We start from the raw sequence: 16,499 nt of genomic DNA on the forward strand, positions 1-16,499 counted from the left end.
GTTCGTGTGCTTGTCTTTAGTTGTAACGGTTCATTAAGTACTGGGCGTCTTTGCCGGCGATAAAGTCGTCAATGATCTGGTCGACCTTGGCAAAACTGGCCTCTAGTTCTTTTTGCTGGTCGGGGTTAAAAGGGGTCAAGACCCAGGAAACCACGCTCTGCTTGTCTGGGTGGCGGATCCCGATCTTAAGGCGGTTAAACTTCTCAGTCCCCAGGCAGGCAATAATGCTCTTGATCCCATTGTGGCCGCCCGACTTGCCGCCGGCACGAATCCGCAGCTTGGCGATTGGCATGTCCATGTCGTCGTGAATGACCAGAATATCGCTAGGATCAATCTTGAAGAACTTGGCAGCCGCGCCTACGGCCCTGCCGGATTCATTCATATAAGTCTGCGGTTCCATGAAGATCACGTCCTCGCCTGCCACTTTCTCCTTGGCGTAGAGGGCCGTGAACTTGTCGCGGTCCAGGCGCAGGCCCTTTTCTTCTAAGTAGTGGTCCAGGGCCATGAAGCCGGTATTGTGCTTGGTTTTTTCATATTTAAGGCCGGGATTGCCCAAAGCAACGATTAATTTCATCAAAAGTCTCCTCACTTGCTGTATCTTAATAATTTTAGCACAACTGGCAAAAATCTTACGCTTTCCCGCCTTTTAAGCCAACTTTAATTTCTATTTTCTGCATGCTATAATGTGAAAGTATGAGACAAGAAAACATTTACATGTAAAGCTACATAACGGAGGTTCTCCTATGTTAATCAAATCACTGGTCATCAAGAAAGACTACCTGACGACTGTCAACGAACACGCCACCCTGGAAGAAGCCTTGAAGGTACTGGAAAGCTCCGGCTACCGCTGCGTGCCAATCCTGGATGACAGCGGCAAGATCTTCCGCGGCAACATCTACAAGATGCACATTTACCGCCACAAGTCCCAAGGCGGGGACATGAGCCTGCCGGTAACCTACCTCTTGAAGAACGCCACCAAGACCATCAAGATCAACGCGCCATTCTTCCAAGTCTTCTTTACCATCAAGGACTTGCCTTACATTGCCGTTTTGGACACTGACAACACCTTCTACGGCATCTTGACCCACGCCCGCCTCTTGGACATGCTGTCTTCAGCCTGGAACGTCAAGACCGGGGCCTACGTCCTGACTGTCTTGTCAACCAACGACAGCGGCAACTTGACCAAGATGACCAAGATCATCTCCAAGTACGTCAACCTGGCCGGGGCCATGACTCTGGACGCGCCAGCCAGCGAATTTGATGGCAAGTACGTCCGTCGGACCCTCTTCACCCTGCCGCAAGGGACCACGGAAACTGAACTGAAGGCCATCTGCAAGAAGCTCAAGGCCAAGGGCTTCCCTGTCGTTGCCGTTGAAGACCTGGCTGCCGGCATGAACATCATGAGCGAAGAAAAGCCAGGCGTCTTCTTGAACGAAGAATAAGCAAAAGCATATTAAAAACCTCCGAAGCAAAATTCGGAGGTTTTTTCTTGCTTTTATTCGTTGTCGTAAATCCGGTCCAGACGGTCATTGAACTGGCAGGCCACTTCATAGTGAATGGTGTCCAGCCAGTCAGCTGCCCGGCGCAGGCTGTTTGGCGCTGCCGGATCAGCTGAGATCAATTCAACTGGCGTGCCAGCCGGCACTTCCTTTGGCAAGAGAACCATGAACTGGTCCATGCAGACCCGGCCGACGATCGGGCAGTAAGTGTCCCCGACCTTGACCTTGAAGCCCTGGAACTTGCGGATCCAGCCGTCAGCGTAGCCAACCGGCACGGTCCCGATCCATTCGTCTTCTTCAGCGATGTGGGTTGACCCGTAGCCGACCCCGTAGCCCTTGTGGATCTGCTTGACATAGGTCAGTTCGCTGACAAATGACATGGCCGGCTTGAGGGCAAAGGCCGGCTCTAAGTCCTGGCTGCCTGGGGCTGAAGACGGGTTGAGCCCGTAAAGGCCAATCCCAAAACGGACGATGTCGCTGTCCACGTCCTTGTCAAAGAGGCTGGCAGCCGTGTTATCCACATGAATCCACTTAGGCTTGACCGTCAGCAGGCTTTCCATGTGCTTGAAGCGCTTGACCTGGTAGTCAAAGTAGCTGGAATCAGCGGAGTCAGCTGAAGCAAAGTGAGTGAACATCCCTTCCACGAAGAAGGCGTCGTTGCCTTGCAGATATTCGTTGACTGCCTTGAAGTCCTCGTCTTCACTAAAGCCGATCCGGCCCATCCCTGAGTCGATGGCCAGGTGGATCTTCAGCTGCAGACCTTCCTTGCGGAGGACCTTTTCCGCTTCCTTGAGCCAGTCCAGGCTGGAGACTGGCAAAGAAATGTCGTTGGCCGCGGCCAGGGCGGCTTCTTCAGCCGGCTGCAGGCCCAAGACCAGAATTGGCTTGACGACTTGTGCCCGGCGCAGTTCCAGCCCTTCATCCAGCATGGCCACGCAGAAGCCGTCTGCTCCGGCTTCTTCCATCACTGGCGCCAGGCGCGCTGCCCCATGCCCGTAGGCATTGGCCTTAACCACGCAAAAGAGCTTCTGGCCCGGCTTCAAGTGAGCCTTGGCCTGGCGGGTGTTTTCCTTGATAGCAGCCACGTTGATGTGCAGGGCTGCTGGTCGATTAACTGCTGTGATCATTTTTTCCTCCCAGATAACAGGTGCGATAGTTTGCCGATCGCGCGGCGCCAGCCGGCCGGCTCTTCAAGCACGACCACGGCGACGATCTCGTGATCATCATGCGCGATGCTGGAAAAAATCCGCCCCGTAAAAATCCGCGACGTCGTTACAGGCGCTCCTGACTCGGTCCTCAAAGTTTCCACGTCTTCAAAGGAAACTGCCTGGCCAATCCCGGTTCCCCAGGCCTTGGAGAAGGCTTCCTTGACGGCGAAGCGGCCGCCCAGGTACTCAATCTTCCGCTTATGGGTCAATTCCTGGTACTGGGCAAATTCCCGGTCGGTCAGAACCTTTCTGGCAAAACCGTCCCCCCGGTCAACGACCTTGGCGATCCGGTCCACCTCAATCTGATCCACGCCGATATTTTTGATCATCTTTCCACCTCACGCTGTTTAAATAATAGCACAGATAGAAAAAGGCCGGGTCAAAAGCCCGGTCTTTTTTACTTTTTTAAAAAATTAGCCTTTCCGGCCGTGGATCTTGAAACCAGGCTTGCGCTTCTTCTTGTCAAAATTACGCTTGCCCTTGAAGTTCTTGTTTCCGCCCCGGCTGTGGCCATTCCGGCCCCGGCCGCTTGAGTGCTTGCCCCGGTATGGAAGGGGCTTTTCAGGAGTGATGGTAACCTTAACCTCGCTGTCGTTGGACAGTTCTTTCAGCAAAGCAGCAGCGATATCTTCAGCTGAGTAGTTTTCCAGCAGCTTTTCCGCCGCGTCGTCGTACTTGCTGAGATCCCCGCTCAAAAGGTCGTCTACCTTCAAGACCGCCTGCTTCATCTGCCCGGCAAAGGCTTGTGCGTCTGTCGGCGGACGCAGAGGAGACATCTTCTTCTTGGTCAAATCTTCGATGGTCCGCATGTAGCCGATCTCGTTCGGCGTCACGAAGGTCACGCTCATCCCGCTCTTGCCTGCCCGGCCGGTCCGGCCGATTCTGTGGACGTAGGAGTCCGGGTCTTGCGGAATGTCGTAGTTGTAAACATGAGTAACCCCGGAAATATCCAGGCCCCGGGCAGCTACGTCAGTAGCCACCAGAATGTCCAGTTGCCCTTCCTTGAAGCGCTTGAGCACCTGCATCCGGCGGGCCTGGGTCAGGTCGCCGTGGATGCCGGCCGCGTTGTAGCCCCGGGCAACCAGGCCCCGGGTCAGTTCGTCAACCCGGCGCTTGGTCCGGCCAAAGACCACGGCCAGGTCTGGATTTTCCACGTCGATCAGCCGGCACATGGTGTCGAACTTTTCGTTTTCGCGGACGCGGACGAAGTACTGGTCGATCAAATCAGCCGTCAGTTCCTTGGCCTTGATCTTCACGACCTGCGGGTCATGCATGAACTTTTCGCCCAAAGCCTGGATCGGCTTTGGCATGGTCGCGCTGAACAAGAGGGTCTGGTCCCGGTTTTCAGCATAGGTCAAGATGCTTTCGATGTCCTGGATAAAGCCCATGTCCAGCATTTCGTCAGCTTCGTCCAAAACAACCGTCTTGACGCCGTCCAGCTTGATGGTCTTGCGCTTTAAGTGGTCCAAAAGCCGGCCAGGAGTCCCGACCAGGATTTCCGGCACCTTCTTCAAGGCCCGGATCTGCCGGCCAATATCAGCCCCGCCGTAAACGACCTGGACCTTGGCCTTTTCATCCCTGCCCAGGCGGAAAAGTTCTTCCTGGGTCTGGATGGCCAGTTCTCTGGTCGGTTCAATTACGATGGCCTGGATAGCGTGGTCCTGCTTGTCCAGCTTTTGCAGGATTGGCAGACCAAAGGCAGCCGTCTTCCCCGTCCCGGTTTGGGCCTGGCCGATCACGTCCTGGCCAGCCAGAGCCAAGGGAATGGTCTGGGCCTGGATCGGGGTGGCTTCTTCAAAGCCTGACCGCTTGATTGCCTTTAAGATATTGTCGTTCAATCCTAGTTCAGTAAATTTCAAATTGTTCTCCTATTTCAGTCTGTCGAGGACTCGTTCCAGGTGCATCCCGTGGGACCCCTTCAGCAAAACGATGTCCTGGCTGTGGATGTCGCTCTTTAAATCATCGATTAAGTGGCTCATCTCATCTTCTGGGTAGTAGTGCAGATTCTGCTGGTCATACTTGTCCAGCAGGGCTTGGTAAAGGTGGTTCATCTCCGGCCCGTAAAGGTAAAGGACGTTGATCTTTTCCGGGTCAAGGCAGGCAGCCAGGCCCTTGTGCAGGTCGGCTGACCGGCTGCCCAGTTCCAGCATGTCGGCCAAAACCGCGATGCGGCGGCCGCCTTCACTTACTGGAACCTGGCCAAAGGAGGCAGTCACGGCCTTAACGGCCGTTGGGTTGGAGTTGTAGATATCGCTCATGATGTCTTCGCCGCAGTCGCCCTTTTCCCATTCCATCCGGTTGGCCGTTGGCACGAAGTTGGCCAGGCCAGCGGCGATTTCCTCGTCGCTTTCCCCGAAGTGGCGGCCAACCAGGATCGCGGCCATGGCGTTAGCCACGTTGTGGCGGCCGATCATCGGAATTGAGAATTCCCGGTCAGTCCCGTTGACCTTGAAGAAGGAATGGTGCATGGTGCTGCGGAGGTCACTGGCATGAATGGTGTCAGAGTCAGCAAAGCCAAAAGTGGACTTGTCCTGGGAAAGCTTGGCAGCTCTTTCCGCCAGGAGGGGTTCATCACCGTTGTAGATGAATTCACCGTCTTCTTGCAAAAAGTCCGTGATTTCCATCTTGGCGTCAGCGATCTTGTCCCGGCTGCCGAAGAATTCGATGTGGGCTTCCCCGATCATGGTGATCACGGCTACGTCCGGCCGGGCCAATTGGCTCAGTTCATGCAATTGGCCAGCCCGGTCCATCCCCATTTCCAAAACCAGAATCTCAGTGATCGGCTTCATTTCCAAAATGGTCATCGGCACGCCGATTTCATTGTTGAAGTTGGCCTGGGTCTTGTAAACGTTGAAGCGCTTGGCCAAAACCGCCGCCACCATGTCCTTGGTCGTGGTCTTGCCGTTTGAGCCGGTGATACCAACAACAGTCGGGTTGACCTTCTGCAAGTAGTAGCGGGCCAGATCCTGCATGGCCTTCAAAGTGTCGGTAACTTCCAGAACCGCGATGCCTTCCGGCTTGCCCGGGTGGCCTGCCTCCCACAAAGTGGCGCTGGCGCCGGCTGCAATAGCTGAACCCACAAAGTCATGGCCGTCTCTTTCCCCCTTGATCGGGACAAAGAGGGCGCCCTGGCTGATCTTTCTTGAGTCAAAGGCTACTGAGGTAATGACCGTTTCCGCATCCCCTTCACAACTGGTATTTAAGGCTTGGGCGATTTCTGCCAACTGCATTTTCATTCCAATACTGCTCCTTGAGAATAAATTAACACTTAGTATATTATACGTTGTTTGGCGCTCTTCGCAATAAAAAAAGCAACCCAAGCGGGCTGCTTTTAAAGTAAAGAGAACGATTAGTTCTTCTTGTTGAAGCCGTACTTCTTGTTGAAACGTTCGATTCGACCATCGGCTGCGGCAAACTTTTGCTTGCCAGTGTAGAATGGGTGGGAATCTGATGAGATTTCAACACGGATCAATGGGTAAGTGTTGCCTTCGAATTCAACAGTTTCTGATGACTTCAAAGTTGAGCCGGCAACAAACTTAAAACCAGTTGCTGAGTCCATGAAGCAAACTTCTTGATAATCTGGGTGAATACCTTGTTTCATAATTCTAAAACTCCTTTGCCATAGCCCTCTGCAGGCCATAGATTAATCGATTAACTCTAACATAGTACCACTATCCAGCCCGTTTGACAAGGGCTCAAGTTAATCTTCCACGTCACGGATGACCACGTCAGCTCCCAGCTGGCGCAGCTTTTCTTCCACCCGGTCGTAGCCGCGCAGGATGTTGCCGGCGTTGTTGATTACTGTTTCGCCGTCAACCATCAGACCAGTAAGCATCAAGCAGGCCCCGGCCCGGATTTCGTCAGCGTGAACCACAGACCCATGCAGGCGGCTGCCTGGGTGAACTAAGATGATGTTGTTAACGACAGTGATGGAAGCCCCCATCTTCTGCAGTTCCGGCACGTGCCGGGTCCGCTTCGGGTAGATCGGGTCGATGATGACCCCTTCACCAGTCTTGGCCGTCAGTAAAAGCGGCGTGATTGGCTGCTGCAGGTCAGTCGCGAAGCCCGGGTAGGTCCCGGTCTTGACTTGAACCATGCGCAGGTCACCAGCCGGGTAAACGAAGAGAGAGTCTTCATCAGTGTCGATCACCACGCCCATTTCTTCCACCTTGGCCAAAAAGGCGTCAAGGTGTTCAGCGATGATATTGTGAATCCGGATCCCGTTGCCGATGCAGGCTGCCATGGAAATGTAGGTCCCGGCTTCGATCCGGTCAGGGATGATCGTGTGCGGCACCTTAGCCTCCAGGCGGTCAACCCCGTCGATTCTGATGGTGTCAGTCCCCGCCCCGCGGATCTTGGCCCCCATGTTGTTCAAGAAGGTAGCCAGGTCGATGATTTCCGGCTCCTTGGCCGCGTTCTCGATCACCGTCCGGCCGCTGGCCGTGACTGAGGCCATGATGATATTCATCGTTGCCCCAACTGAAGCCATCTTCAGGTGAATCTGGGCCCCTTTCAACCCTTCATCAGGCGCGGTAATTACAATCTGCTCATTTTCATATCTAACGTCGGCGCCGAGGGATTGAAAGCCCATAATGTGCTGGTCAATCGGCCGAGGGCCAATGTCATCGCCACCAGGAAAACCTACAACCGCCTTGCCAAAACGACCGAGCAAAGCGCCCATAAAGTAGTAAGACGCGCGCAAGCTCTTAATCTTCCCAGCTGGCAGGGGACTCATCTTGATTTCAGTCGGATCAATTTGCAGGGTCGTTTCGCGGAAATCGCAGTGCACGTCCATTTCGCTCAACAAGTCCATCAAATTGTCAACGTCGGCAATCCGCGGAACTGATTCCAGGGTCACCGGCGTTCTCGACAGGATTGAGGCCGGAATCAGCGCTACCGTTGAGTTCTTCGCGCCGCCAATCCAGATGTCGCCTTGCAGGGGTTTCCCTCCGTGAATTATCATTTGCTTCATTTGGGAAAGTAGTCCTTTTCTTTTGTCAAATTATCATAATAATGTTAATAGATCTTCGTCAAAAAAACAAGAGAAGAGGTTTCTCTTCTCTTGTCACTATCTATTATTATCGTACAAAATTTAGAACTTGTCGACCTGCAAACCGCTGGCTGCCCCAATAAAGCCCTTGAAGAGCCCTTCTGGCCGGTTTGGCCGGCTCAAGAATTCTGGGTGGTATTGAGCGGCAACAAAGAACTTCTTGTCCGTGATTTCAACGATTTCCACCAGGTGGTTGTCCGGTGAAACGCCTGAGAAGGTCATGCCGGCCTTTTCAAAGGCTTCCCGGTACTTGTTGTTGAATTCGTAGCGGTGACGGTGACGTTCCTGGATAACTTCCTGGCCGTCGTAGCATTCCCGGGTCTTGGTGCCGGCCTTCAGCATGGCTGGGTACAGGCCCAGACGCAAGGTACCGCCGATCTTTTCCTGGTCACGCTGGTCAGCCATCAAGTCAATGATGTTGTTCTTGCAGTTTGGTTCTGCTTCAGCTGAGTTGGCATCTTCCAAGTGCAGGACATTGCGGGCGAATTCCACGCTGGCCATCTGCATCCCCAGGCAGATCCCCAGGAATGGAATATCGTGTTCGCGGGCGTACTTGATGGAAGTGATCATCCCTTCCAGACCCCGGGTGCCGAAACCGCCTGGCACGATCAAGCCCTGGGTGTCCTTCAAAAGTTCTGCCACATTGTCTTCAGTGATGTCTTCAGCCTGGATCTTTTCAACTTCGATCTTGCTGTTGTACAGGTAACCGGCGTGCTGCAAAGCGTCAGTTACGGAGATGTAGGCATCTTCCAGTTCAACGTACTTGCCAACCAGGGTGATCTTGGTCTTGTACTTCAAGCTCTTGGCCCGTTCGTCCATCCGGCGCCATTCATCCATGTCGGCAACCGGCTTCGGGCTGTCGATGTGGAGGAAGTCAACGACCTTCTGGTCAACGCCTTGTTCCTGGTAGGACAGCGGCACGTCAAACAGAGATGGCGCGTCCAAGGATTCCACGATGTAGTCGACTGGAACGTCGGTGAAAGTGGATATCTTGTCCTTCATTTCCTGCGGAACTGGCATTTCTGAGCGGAGAACCAGCATGTTTGGCTGGATCCCGATTGACCGCAGCATGGAAACTGACTGCTGGGTCGGCTTGCTCTTCAATTCCTTGGCTGCCCGCAGGTAAGGAACGAAGGTAACGTGCACGTACATGACGTTTTCTGAGCCGACTTCCCGCCGCATTTGCCGGATGGCTTCCATGAACGGAGTTGATTCCATGTCGCCGACCGTACCGCCGATTTCAGAAATAACCACATCAGTGTCGGTCATTTGCGCTGCCCGCATGACCTTTTCCTTGATCATGTTGGTTACGTGCGGGATCACCTGTACAGTGCCGCCGTGGTAGTCGCCGCGCCGTTCACGCTGCAGGACTTCCTGGTAGATCTTGCCAGTCGTCACGTTAGAGTACTTGCTGGTTCTAACGTCGACCAATCTTTCATAGTGGCCCAAGTCAAGGTCAGCTTCCGTACCGTCGTCAGTCACGAAAACTTCACCGTGTTGGTAAGGGTTCATCGTGCCGGGGTCGATGTTGATGTATGGGTCGAACTTTTGCATGGTAACTTTCAAGCCGCGGTTCTTCAGCAAGCGACCAATGCTTGATGCAGTAATCCCTTTCCCCAATGATGAAACAACGCCGCCAGTCACAAAGATATATTTGGTCATTGAGCTCTCCTTTGAAAAATAATAAAAAAGCTCCCTAGCAATTAGGGAGCTAAACGCACATAGGGTGCCCAAGCAAAATAATAACGACTTTTCAGCCGCAAGTCAAGGACAAAATCCTATTCTTCGTCTTCATCGTCATCAAGGTCGTCGTCATCCATTTGTGACAGCTGGCCTTCGATCCCGTCTGGCAATGAGTCGTCATCTTCGTCGTCTTCATTGTCGTCGTAATCGTCATCGTAGTCGTAATCGTCGCCGGAGTTGTCGTCATCGTCATCTTCGTCAGCGTCACTGTCGTCGGACAAGTCTTCGTCTTCTGGGTCGTCGTTTTCGTAGTCGATCACGTCGTCGCCTTCAGTCGTGGCCAGGAAGGCGTTGACCTTCTTGTGGTGCTTGCGAGTTGATGCTTCGTCGCCATCGTCTTCTGGGTGGTCGACTTCTTCATCGACAGCTTCGAACTTGAACCAGGTCCGCAGGGCCCAGACATTTTCACCCATGGAAATGAAGCGGCCATCGGTGTTCATGTCCGTGTAAAATTGCGGCAGGCGCTGGCGAATTTCTTCGTCGCTCTTGTTCAAGTACTTTTGCACTTCGTTAACGATATCGGCAAAAGCCATTCTTTCGCCACGGTCTTCCAAAATTGCGTGCGCAACTTCAATCATTGACAATTCGTTGCGATCCACGTCTTTAAAATCAGCTAATCCCACAGTTGAACGTCCTCTCTATTCAATCTTGTCTATTTTACACGTCATTTAAGCAAAAATCAACGAGACGGCATAACTACCAATTAAGTCTACACCACTAAAGAGGTCATATTCAACTTCAAGTTGCTGGCCAGCGGCATTTTCTTTCAATTCCAGGCGCTTGGTTTCCGACAAAAGATCCAGCTGCCGGCCCTCAACCACGTACTTGCACTGCCCTTTTTCGCCCAAGACAAAATGCATTTGGGAGAAGTTGCTGTGGTCAGTCCCCCGCCGGATCAAGAGTTCCTGTTCTTTTAAGAGCATCTTGACCGGCACCTTTTCTGCCTCGTAAAAAATTCTTTTAACCGCGCCGTCTTCCCGCAATTCACCTTCTGCCTGCTGGCGGATGGTTTCCGTTTGCTCGCCCTGGGTGATCTTGCTCGTCAAATCGATTTTAATTTTGCTCATCTTTTAAAAAAATAATTCTCCTTACAATGGCCACAAGCAGCGGCCCCTGGCAACTTTTGCTATAATTTTCTATAGCTAGTCAAGCATATCTTACTATGTTTCGGCAAAAATATAAAACAATAAGAATGGAGGATCTACTTTTGACAAAATTTGACAGTCCTAAACTGGCCCGCGAAGTCGTCGTCCGTGACCCGGTCCACGGCTATATCCACCTGGACACCCAAGTGGCCCTGGAAGTCGTCCGCTCGAAAGAATTCCAGCGGATGCGGCGGATCAAGCAGCTGGGCCCGACAGCCTTCGTCTTCCCCGGTGCCACCCACACCCGCTTTGAGCACAACCTGGGCGTCTATGAACTGGCCCGCCGGATCAGCAACCTTTTTACTGACAAATACCCTAGTCAAAGTACCGGCGACGGGCTCTGGGCCCCCGAAGAGAACCTGCTGGTGCAGATGGCCGGCCTTTTGCATGACATCGGCCACGGCCCGTACTCGCACACCTTTGAGCACCTTTTCGGCACCAACCATGAGCAGATCGGCCAGCAGATCATTCTGGATCCTTCCACTGAGGTCAACCAGGCTTTGAGCAAGGTCGACCCGGACTTCCCAAAGGCGGTGGCCAGCGTGATCGCCAAGACCTACCCTAACCCCCAGGTGGTCAAGCTCATTTCCAGCCAGGCTGACGCTGACCGGATGGACTACCTTTTGCGGGATGCCTACTTTACGGGTGCCTCTTATGGGGAGTTCGACCTGTCCCGGATTTTGCGGGTCATCCGCCCTTATGAAGCAGGGGTTTGCTTTACGGCTAACGGGATGCATGCCGTTGAAGACTATATCGTCTCCCGCTATCAGATGTACCAGCAGATCTACTACCACCGGGTCAACCGGTCCATGGAGGTCATCCTTCACCACCTGCTAAAGCGGGCCCAGTACCTTTACCAGGAAAAAGAATTGCCGGTTACGCCAAGCTTAGCCAGATTTTTGGCGGGGACCTGGGACTTGCAGGACTACTTGAAGATGGATGACGGGGTCATGGAAACCAACTTCAGCATGTGGACTGAATCCAGCGACCCGGTTTTGGCGGACTTAACCAAGCGCTACCTCTTCCGGCGGCCTTTAGCCAGCGTGAAGATCAACGAAGAAAGCAAGCAGCTTTTGCCGCAATTAAAGGACTTGATCAAAGATGCCGGCTTTGACCCTGACTACTACACCGGGGTGGGGTCAGCTTTTGACGAGCCATATGACGCTTATAAGCCAAGTGGCAAGAACGCCAACAGCCAAATTGAGATCATGCAGGAAGACGGCAGCTTAATCGAGCTGTCCCAGCTCAGCCCCCTGGTCAAGGCCTTAAACGGGACCCTGCAGGGCGATGAGCGCTTCTTCTTCCCGGTCGCCATGCTCAAGCAGGCGGATTTTCAGCAGTACCTGAAAAACGGGGAATTGCTCACGAAAAAATAAAAGCAAAAGAATAATTTGCAAAAGAAAACAACCGCTGCACATGCAACGGTTGTTTTTCGTATAGTCGAATCCTTACTTGTCCTTGTACTTGTTAGCGTCGTAACGAGTGTCAAAGAGCGGACTCATTGGCTTGTGTTCCATGATCAGCTTGATGGCGTCACCCATCAAAGGCCCAACGGAAACGAGAATCATCTTGTCGAGGTTCTTTTCGGCTGGCTGTTGGATTGAGTCGGTCAAAACCAGGCTCTTGATTACGGAATTGTTCAAGCGGTCAACGGCTGGGCCGGACAAAACGGCGTGGGTAGCGCAGGCGTAGACTTCAGTAGCACCGGCGTCTTTCAAGGCTTGGGCAGCCAAAGTGATAGTGCCGGCAGTGTCGATCATGTCGTCGATCAAGATGGCCCGCTTGCCCTTGACGTCACCGATGATGTTCATGACTTCGGCAACGTTGGCCTTTGGCCGGCGCTTGTCGACGATGGCAATTGAAGTGCCCAGGAATTCAGCTAATTTTCTTGCCCGGGTAACGCCACCGTGGTCTGGAGAAACGACAACAGCGTCTTCTTCCAGGTGATTGCTCAGGAAGTAGTCAGCCAATAAAGGAGCGCCCATCAGGTTGTCGACAGGGATGTCGAAGAAACCTTGAATTTGCGGAGCGTGCAGGTCCAGTGAGAGGACGCGGTCAGCCCCGGCAGCTTGAATCATGTCTGCGACCAGTTTAGCAGTGATTGGCTCTCTGGCCCGGGTCTTCCGGTCTTGACGTGCGTAGCCGTAGTAAGGCAGGACGATGTTTACGGAAGCGGCACTGGCCCGGCGGACAGCGTCGATCATGATCAAAAGTTCCATAAGGTTGTCGTTGACCGGCGCGCTGGTGGATTGGATCAAGAAGACATCCTTGCCACGGACAGAATCGTCGATGTTGACTTGAATTTCACCGTCGCTGAAGCGAACGACGCTTGAAGTTGAAAGCTTTACCCCCATCCGCTTAGCGATCTTTTCTGCCAACGGTTTGTTTGAGTTAAGCGCAAAAAGCTTGATGTTGTCCTTGTAAGACATAATTCCCTCCGAAAAAAACAGCATTTACCAGTTCTATTCTAACAAAATCCGGCATTCTTTTGTTGGAAAAAAGGCATTTGTGTTCAGTTTTTAAGCAAAAAATTCCTCTTACTCCTGTTTTGACCTGAAAAAAAGCAAGAAAGCCTTTTATTTTTTAGTAGATAGAAAAAATCGTCTGTTTTCCAAAGAAAAAAGCTCTGACTTCCGTCAAAGCTTTTTCTTAATTACTTGCTTGCGATTACCTTAACGTCGCTGGCCTTAAGGTAGGCGCTGTTGCCAACGTAGTAGTACTTCTTGTTCTTGATGGTGATGGTCTTTGAAACCTTGTACTTAGTGCCCTTGTAAGCTACAGTGCTCTTCCAACCGTTGTAAACGTATGGGCTCTTCTTAGTGAACTTGGAACCGTCCTTGTGGTAGAAAGGAGTGGTCTTCTTAGTTACTTGAACTTGAGTTACAGTCTTCTTTGAGCTGGACTTCTTGGAAGAAGTGCTTGAGCTTGAAGTTGAGCTGCTTGAAGTAGAACTAGTCTTCTTTGAGCTTGAACTTGAGCTGGTCTTCTTGGAACTAGTCTTGCTTGAAGTAGTGCTTGCCTTCTTTGAGCTTGAAGTTGAGCTGGACTTAACCGTCTTAGTTGCGGTTACCTTGACGTCGCTGGCCTTCAAATAAGCGTCGTTGCCGATGTAGTAGTACTTAGCACCCTTGATGGTTACAGTCTTAACTACGTTGTAGCTGGTGTTCTTGTAAGCTACAGTGCTCTTCCAGTCGCCGTAAACGTAAGGCTTCTTCTTGGTGAACTTAGAACCGTCCTTGTGGTAAAAAGGAGTGGTCTTCTTAGTTACCTTAACCTTGGTTGCCTGCTTAACCGTGGTAGTCTTGGCAAAAGCCGCGTTTTGAGTAAGCAGTGCTGCTGGAGTAGCCAGAGTCAAAGCCAATGATGCTGATGCAAAAGCAATTTTCTTAGTAAACTTCATCGATATGCAAACCTTTCTTGCTTCTTTTTGTACATTGCCTAGATTATACACCCTCTGTTTAAAAATTGCTTATTAAAGTTCTCAAAAGAAAGGCAATTTTTTCTTAAGTCAACTGTAAGCGGATGCATTTTGCTTATTAAAAAAGGAGCCGGAGCTCCTTTTCGAGATTATTTCCATTCTTCGTCTTCAGACAAAGGCAGCTTGTGCCAGTAGTCTTCCTTGTTGACCTGCCGGCCCCGGGCGATGGCCATTTCATACTTGCCAACGTCCTTGGTAATGGTTGAGTCAGCCGCGATAAAGGCGTGGTCAGCCACCTTAATTGGGGAAACCAAGGTTGACCCGGCCCCGATGAAGGACTTGTCGCCAACCGTCGTGTGGAACTTCTTGACCCCGTCAAAGTTGGAGAAGATGACCCCGCAGCCGACATTGATGTCCTTGCCCAAAGTAGCATCCCCAACGTAAGTCAAGTGACCGACCTTGGTGTTCTCGCCAATTTCCGCCTTCTTGACTTCCACGAAGTTGCCCAGGTGGGCTCCCCGCTTGATCAAAGCCTTTGGCCGCAAGTGGGAATTTGGCCCGATGTCCGTGTTGTCTTCCATGATTGATTCTTCAATCGTGGAAGAAGTTACCGTCACGCCATTGCCAATCTTGCTGTCAACGATTCTTGACCCGGAAGTGATCAAGCAGTCAGACCCGATCACGGTGTGGCCCTTGATCGTCACGCCGCCTTCAATCACCGTGTCATTGCCGATTTCCACGTCAGCGTCAATGTAAGCCGTGGTTGGGTCGATAAAGGTAACCCCATCCCGCATGTGCCCTTCATTGATTCTTCTTTGCATGATCCGGGTTGCTTCAGCCAAGGCGATCCGGTCGTTTACCCCCAGGCTTTCGCTGAAGTCAGGCATCTTGTAAGCCCCGACCTTCTTGCCGGCCTTGCGCAAAATTTCCAAAACGTCAGTCAAGTAGTACTCGCCTTGAGAGTTGTCGTTGCCGACTTGCTTCAAAGCAGCCCACAGGTCCTGGTTGTCAAAGCAGAAGACCCCGGTGTTGATTTCCTTGACCTTCAGTTCTTCCGGCTTGCCGTCTTTTTGTTCCACGATCCGCAAAACATTGCCCTGGTCGTCTCTGATGATCCGCCCGTAGCCAAAAGGATCCGGGGCTTCAGCAGTCAAAACCGTGGCCGCGTTGCCTTCTTCTTCATGGTAGGCAAAGAGCTTTTCAAAAGTTTCACTGGTAAAAAGCGGGGTGTCCCCGGTTACAACCAGCGTTGCCCCTTCCAAATTAGCCAGCTGGCCTTCAGCCTGCATAACCGCGTGGCCGGTACCCAGCTGCTTTTCCTGCATGGCAAATTCAGACTTGCCTGCCAAGACTTTCTCCACGTCTTCTGCCCCGTGGCCGACAATAGTCACGATCTTGCTTGGCTTGACCGCTCTGGCCGCGTCAACGACATGTTCAACCATGGCCTTGCCGCAAACCTGGTGCAAAACCTTGTAAAGCTTGGATTTCATTCTGGTGCCCTTGCCGGCAGCCAAAACTACGACATATTTTTCCATCTGTTTTGTAACCTTCTCAATCAAAATAAGCTAGCCTTCCTGGCTAGCTTATATTGTAACATTTAGAAACGGTCGAAGTTAGTTCTAGTCAAAAAGTTGCCCGGCTGAGCCAGGATGATTTCCTTTTCGCTGTCGATCTGGTCAATGTTGACCAGGGAAACGTAGTCCTTGATCTTGCGTTCCTCTTCGTATTCAGTTTCGCAAAGGACGCAGACGCCGGCAACCTGGCAGTCAAATTCCTTGACCAGTTGCCGCATCCCGTCCAGGGTGCCGCCGCCCTTCATGAAGTCATCCACAATCAGAACGTTCGTATCCTTGTCCAGGGCCCGGGTCGGCAATTCCATCTTGGCTACCCGGGAAGTTGATGAGGACATGTAGTTAACGGACACAGTAGCCCCTTCCGTCACCTTGGACCGCTTGCGGGCGGTTACCGCTGGGACGTTCAAGTAGCTGGCCACGGCGTTGGCCAAAGAAATCCCCTTGGTTTCCACCGTCATGACAGCTTCGATATTAGCGTAAGCATAGCGGGTGGCGATCAGCTTGCCGATCATCTCCAAATCATATGGCCCGCCCAAAATGTCTGACAGGTAGACAAAGCCACCCGGCAGAATCCGGCTGGAGTCCTGGATGCGGCCTGCCAGGTCCTTGAGGTACTTCTCAGCCGGCTTCTGGCCCAAAAAAGGGATATAGCGGACCCCGCCGGCTGCCCCGGCAACGGTCTCCAGGATCCCATCCTCGTTGCTGGCCAGGGTGTGCTTCAGAATGGCCAGGTCTTCAGAGATCGATGACTTCGCTGCCCCGTAGCGCTTGGCAAAAAAAGGCAGAGCAATCAAGGTATGCGGGCGCTCCATCAAAAACTTGGTCATGTCTACTAATCTTTCAGAACGTTTCATTCTCTTTC

Annotated in this window: 16 protein-coding genes; 2 read left to right on the forward strand and 14 right to left on the reverse strand. The window is 52.3% G+C overall.

What is annotated here, in order from left to right; translation table 11 throughout:
- Positions 1 to 16: 16 nt before the first annotated feature.
- The gene (gene pth / locus ACYVUV_RS09050) at positions 17 to 574 is read right to left on the reverse strand and encodes an aminoacyl-tRNA hydrolase (protein WP_439775884.1); all 558 of its coding nucleotides are present in this window, start codon (positions 572 to 574) and stop codon (positions 17 to 19) included.
- A gap of 169 nt (positions 575 to 743) precedes the next feature.
- On the opposite strand from pth, the gene cbpA reads away from it, so the two are divergent.
- The gene (cbpA, locus tag ACYVUV_RS09055) at positions 744 to 1,442 is read left to right on the forward strand and encodes a cyclic di-AMP binding protein CbpA (protein WP_439775883.1); all 699 of its coding nucleotides are present in this window, start codon (positions 744 to 746) and stop codon (positions 1,440 to 1,442) included.
- Positions 1,443 to 1,495: 53 nt separating this feature from the next.
- On the opposite strand, the gene alr is transcribed toward cbpA, so the two are convergent.
- From alr to ACYVUV_RS09100, 9 genes are all read right to left on the reverse strand, one after another.
- Positions 1,496 to 2,626: an alanine racemase gene (alr, locus tag ACYVUV_RS09060; RefSeq protein ID WP_439775882.1), complete on the reverse strand. Its 1,131-nt coding sequence runs from the start codon at positions 2,624 to 2,626 to the stop codon at positions 1,496 to 1,498.
- Positions 2,623 to 3,036 carry a holo-ACP synthase gene (gene acpS, locus ACYVUV_RS09065; protein WP_439775881.1) on the reverse strand — a complete coding sequence of 138 codons (414 nt, stop codon included), beginning with the start codon at positions 3,034 to 3,036 and terminating at the stop codon, positions 2,623 to 2,625. Before acpS ends, alr begins: the two co-directional genes overlap by 4 nt.
- Positions 3,037 to 3,120: 84 nt before the next feature.
- Positions 3,121 to 4,566, reverse strand: a complete 1,446-nt coding sequence (cshA, locus tag ACYVUV_RS09070; RefSeq protein ID WP_439775880.1) for a degradosome RNA helicase CshA — start codon at positions 4,564 to 4,566, stop codon at positions 3,121 to 3,123.
- A gap of 9 nt (positions 4,567 to 4,575) precedes the next feature.
- On the reverse strand, positions 4,576 to 5,943 hold the full coding sequence (locus tag ACYVUV_RS09075; protein WP_439775879.1) for a UDP-N-acetylmuramoyl-tripeptide--D-alanyl-D-alanine ligase: 1,368 nt from the start codon (positions 5,941 to 5,943) through the stop codon (positions 4,576 to 4,578).
- A 113-nt stretch (positions 5,944 to 6,056) separates the two neighbouring features.
- Positions 6,057 to 6,308: a type B 50S ribosomal protein L31 gene (locus tag ACYVUV_RS09080; protein WP_003612793.1), complete on the reverse strand. Its 252-nt coding sequence runs from the start codon at positions 6,306 to 6,308 to the stop codon at positions 6,057 to 6,059.
- A 99-nt stretch (positions 6,309 to 6,407) separates the two neighbouring features.
- On the reverse strand, positions 6,408 to 7,679 hold the full coding sequence (locus tag ACYVUV_RS09085) for a UDP-N-acetylglucosamine 1-carboxyvinyltransferase (RefSeq protein WP_439775878.1): 1,272 nt from the start codon (positions 7,677 to 7,679) through the stop codon (positions 6,408 to 6,410).
- Positions 7,680 to 7,799: 120 nt separating this feature from the next.
- Positions 7,800 to 9,419: a CTP synthase gene (gene pyrG, locus ACYVUV_RS09090; RefSeq protein WP_439775877.1), complete on the reverse strand. Its 1,620-nt coding sequence runs from the start codon at positions 9,417 to 9,419 to the stop codon at positions 7,800 to 7,802.
- Positions 9,420 to 9,535: 116 nt separating this feature from the next.
- On the reverse strand, positions 9,536 to 10,123 hold the full coding sequence (rpoE, locus tag ACYVUV_RS09095) for a DNA-directed RNA polymerase subunit delta (RefSeq protein WP_439775876.1): 588 nt from the start codon (positions 10,121 to 10,123) through the stop codon (positions 9,536 to 9,538).
- 45 nt (positions 10,124 to 10,168) lie between these two features.
- Positions 10,169 to 10,567 carry a YwiB family protein gene (locus ACYVUV_RS09100; RefSeq protein WP_439775875.1) on the reverse strand — a complete coding sequence of 133 codons (399 nt, stop codon included), beginning with the start codon at positions 10,565 to 10,567 and terminating at the stop codon, positions 10,169 to 10,171.
- Between the two features lie 140 nt (positions 10,568 to 10,707).
- On the opposite strand from ACYVUV_RS09100, the gene ACYVUV_RS09105 reads away from it, so the two are divergent.
- Positions 10,708 to 12,021 carry an HD domain-containing protein gene (locus ACYVUV_RS09105; RefSeq protein WP_439775874.1) on the forward strand — a complete coding sequence of 438 codons (1,314 nt, stop codon included), beginning with the start codon at positions 10,708 to 10,710 and terminating at the stop codon, positions 12,019 to 12,021.
- A gap of 72 nt (positions 12,022 to 12,093) precedes the next feature.
- Here ACYVUV_RS09105 and ACYVUV_RS09110 read toward each other — a convergent pair whose 3' ends face one another.
- The 4 genes from ACYVUV_RS09110 to purR all read right to left on the reverse strand — a co-directional run bounded on the left by ACYVUV_RS09110 (position 12,094) and on the right by purR (position 16,491).
- A complete protein-coding gene (locus ACYVUV_RS09110; RefSeq protein ID WP_439775873.1) occupies positions 12,094 to 13,074 on the reverse strand; it encodes a ribose-phosphate diphosphokinase in 981 nt (326 codons plus the stop codon).
- Positions 13,075 to 13,298: 224 nt separating this feature from the next.
- Positions 13,299 to 14,045, reverse strand: coding sequence for a hypothetical protein (locus tag ACYVUV_RS09115; protein WP_439775872.1), 747 nt, complete (start codon positions 14,043 to 14,045; stop codon positions 13,299 to 13,301).
- A 167-nt stretch (positions 14,046 to 14,212) separates the two neighbouring features.
- A complete protein-coding gene (gene glmU / locus ACYVUV_RS09120) occupies positions 14,213 to 15,598 on the reverse strand; it encodes a bifunctional UDP-N-acetylglucosamine diphosphorylase/glucosamine-1-phosphate N-acetyltransferase GlmU (RefSeq protein ID WP_439775871.1) in 1,386 nt (461 codons plus the stop codon).
- A gap of 62 nt (positions 15,599 to 15,660) precedes the next feature.
- Positions 15,661 to 16,491 (reverse strand): pur operon repressor, encoded by an 831-nt coding sequence (gene purR / locus ACYVUV_RS09125; RefSeq protein WP_003612830.1) that lies wholly within the window; start codon positions 16,489 to 16,491, stop codon positions 15,661 to 15,663.
- Positions 16,492 to 16,499 lie beyond the last annotated feature (8 nt).

The organism is Lactobacillus sp. WILCCON 0149 (genome assembly GCF_057197965.1).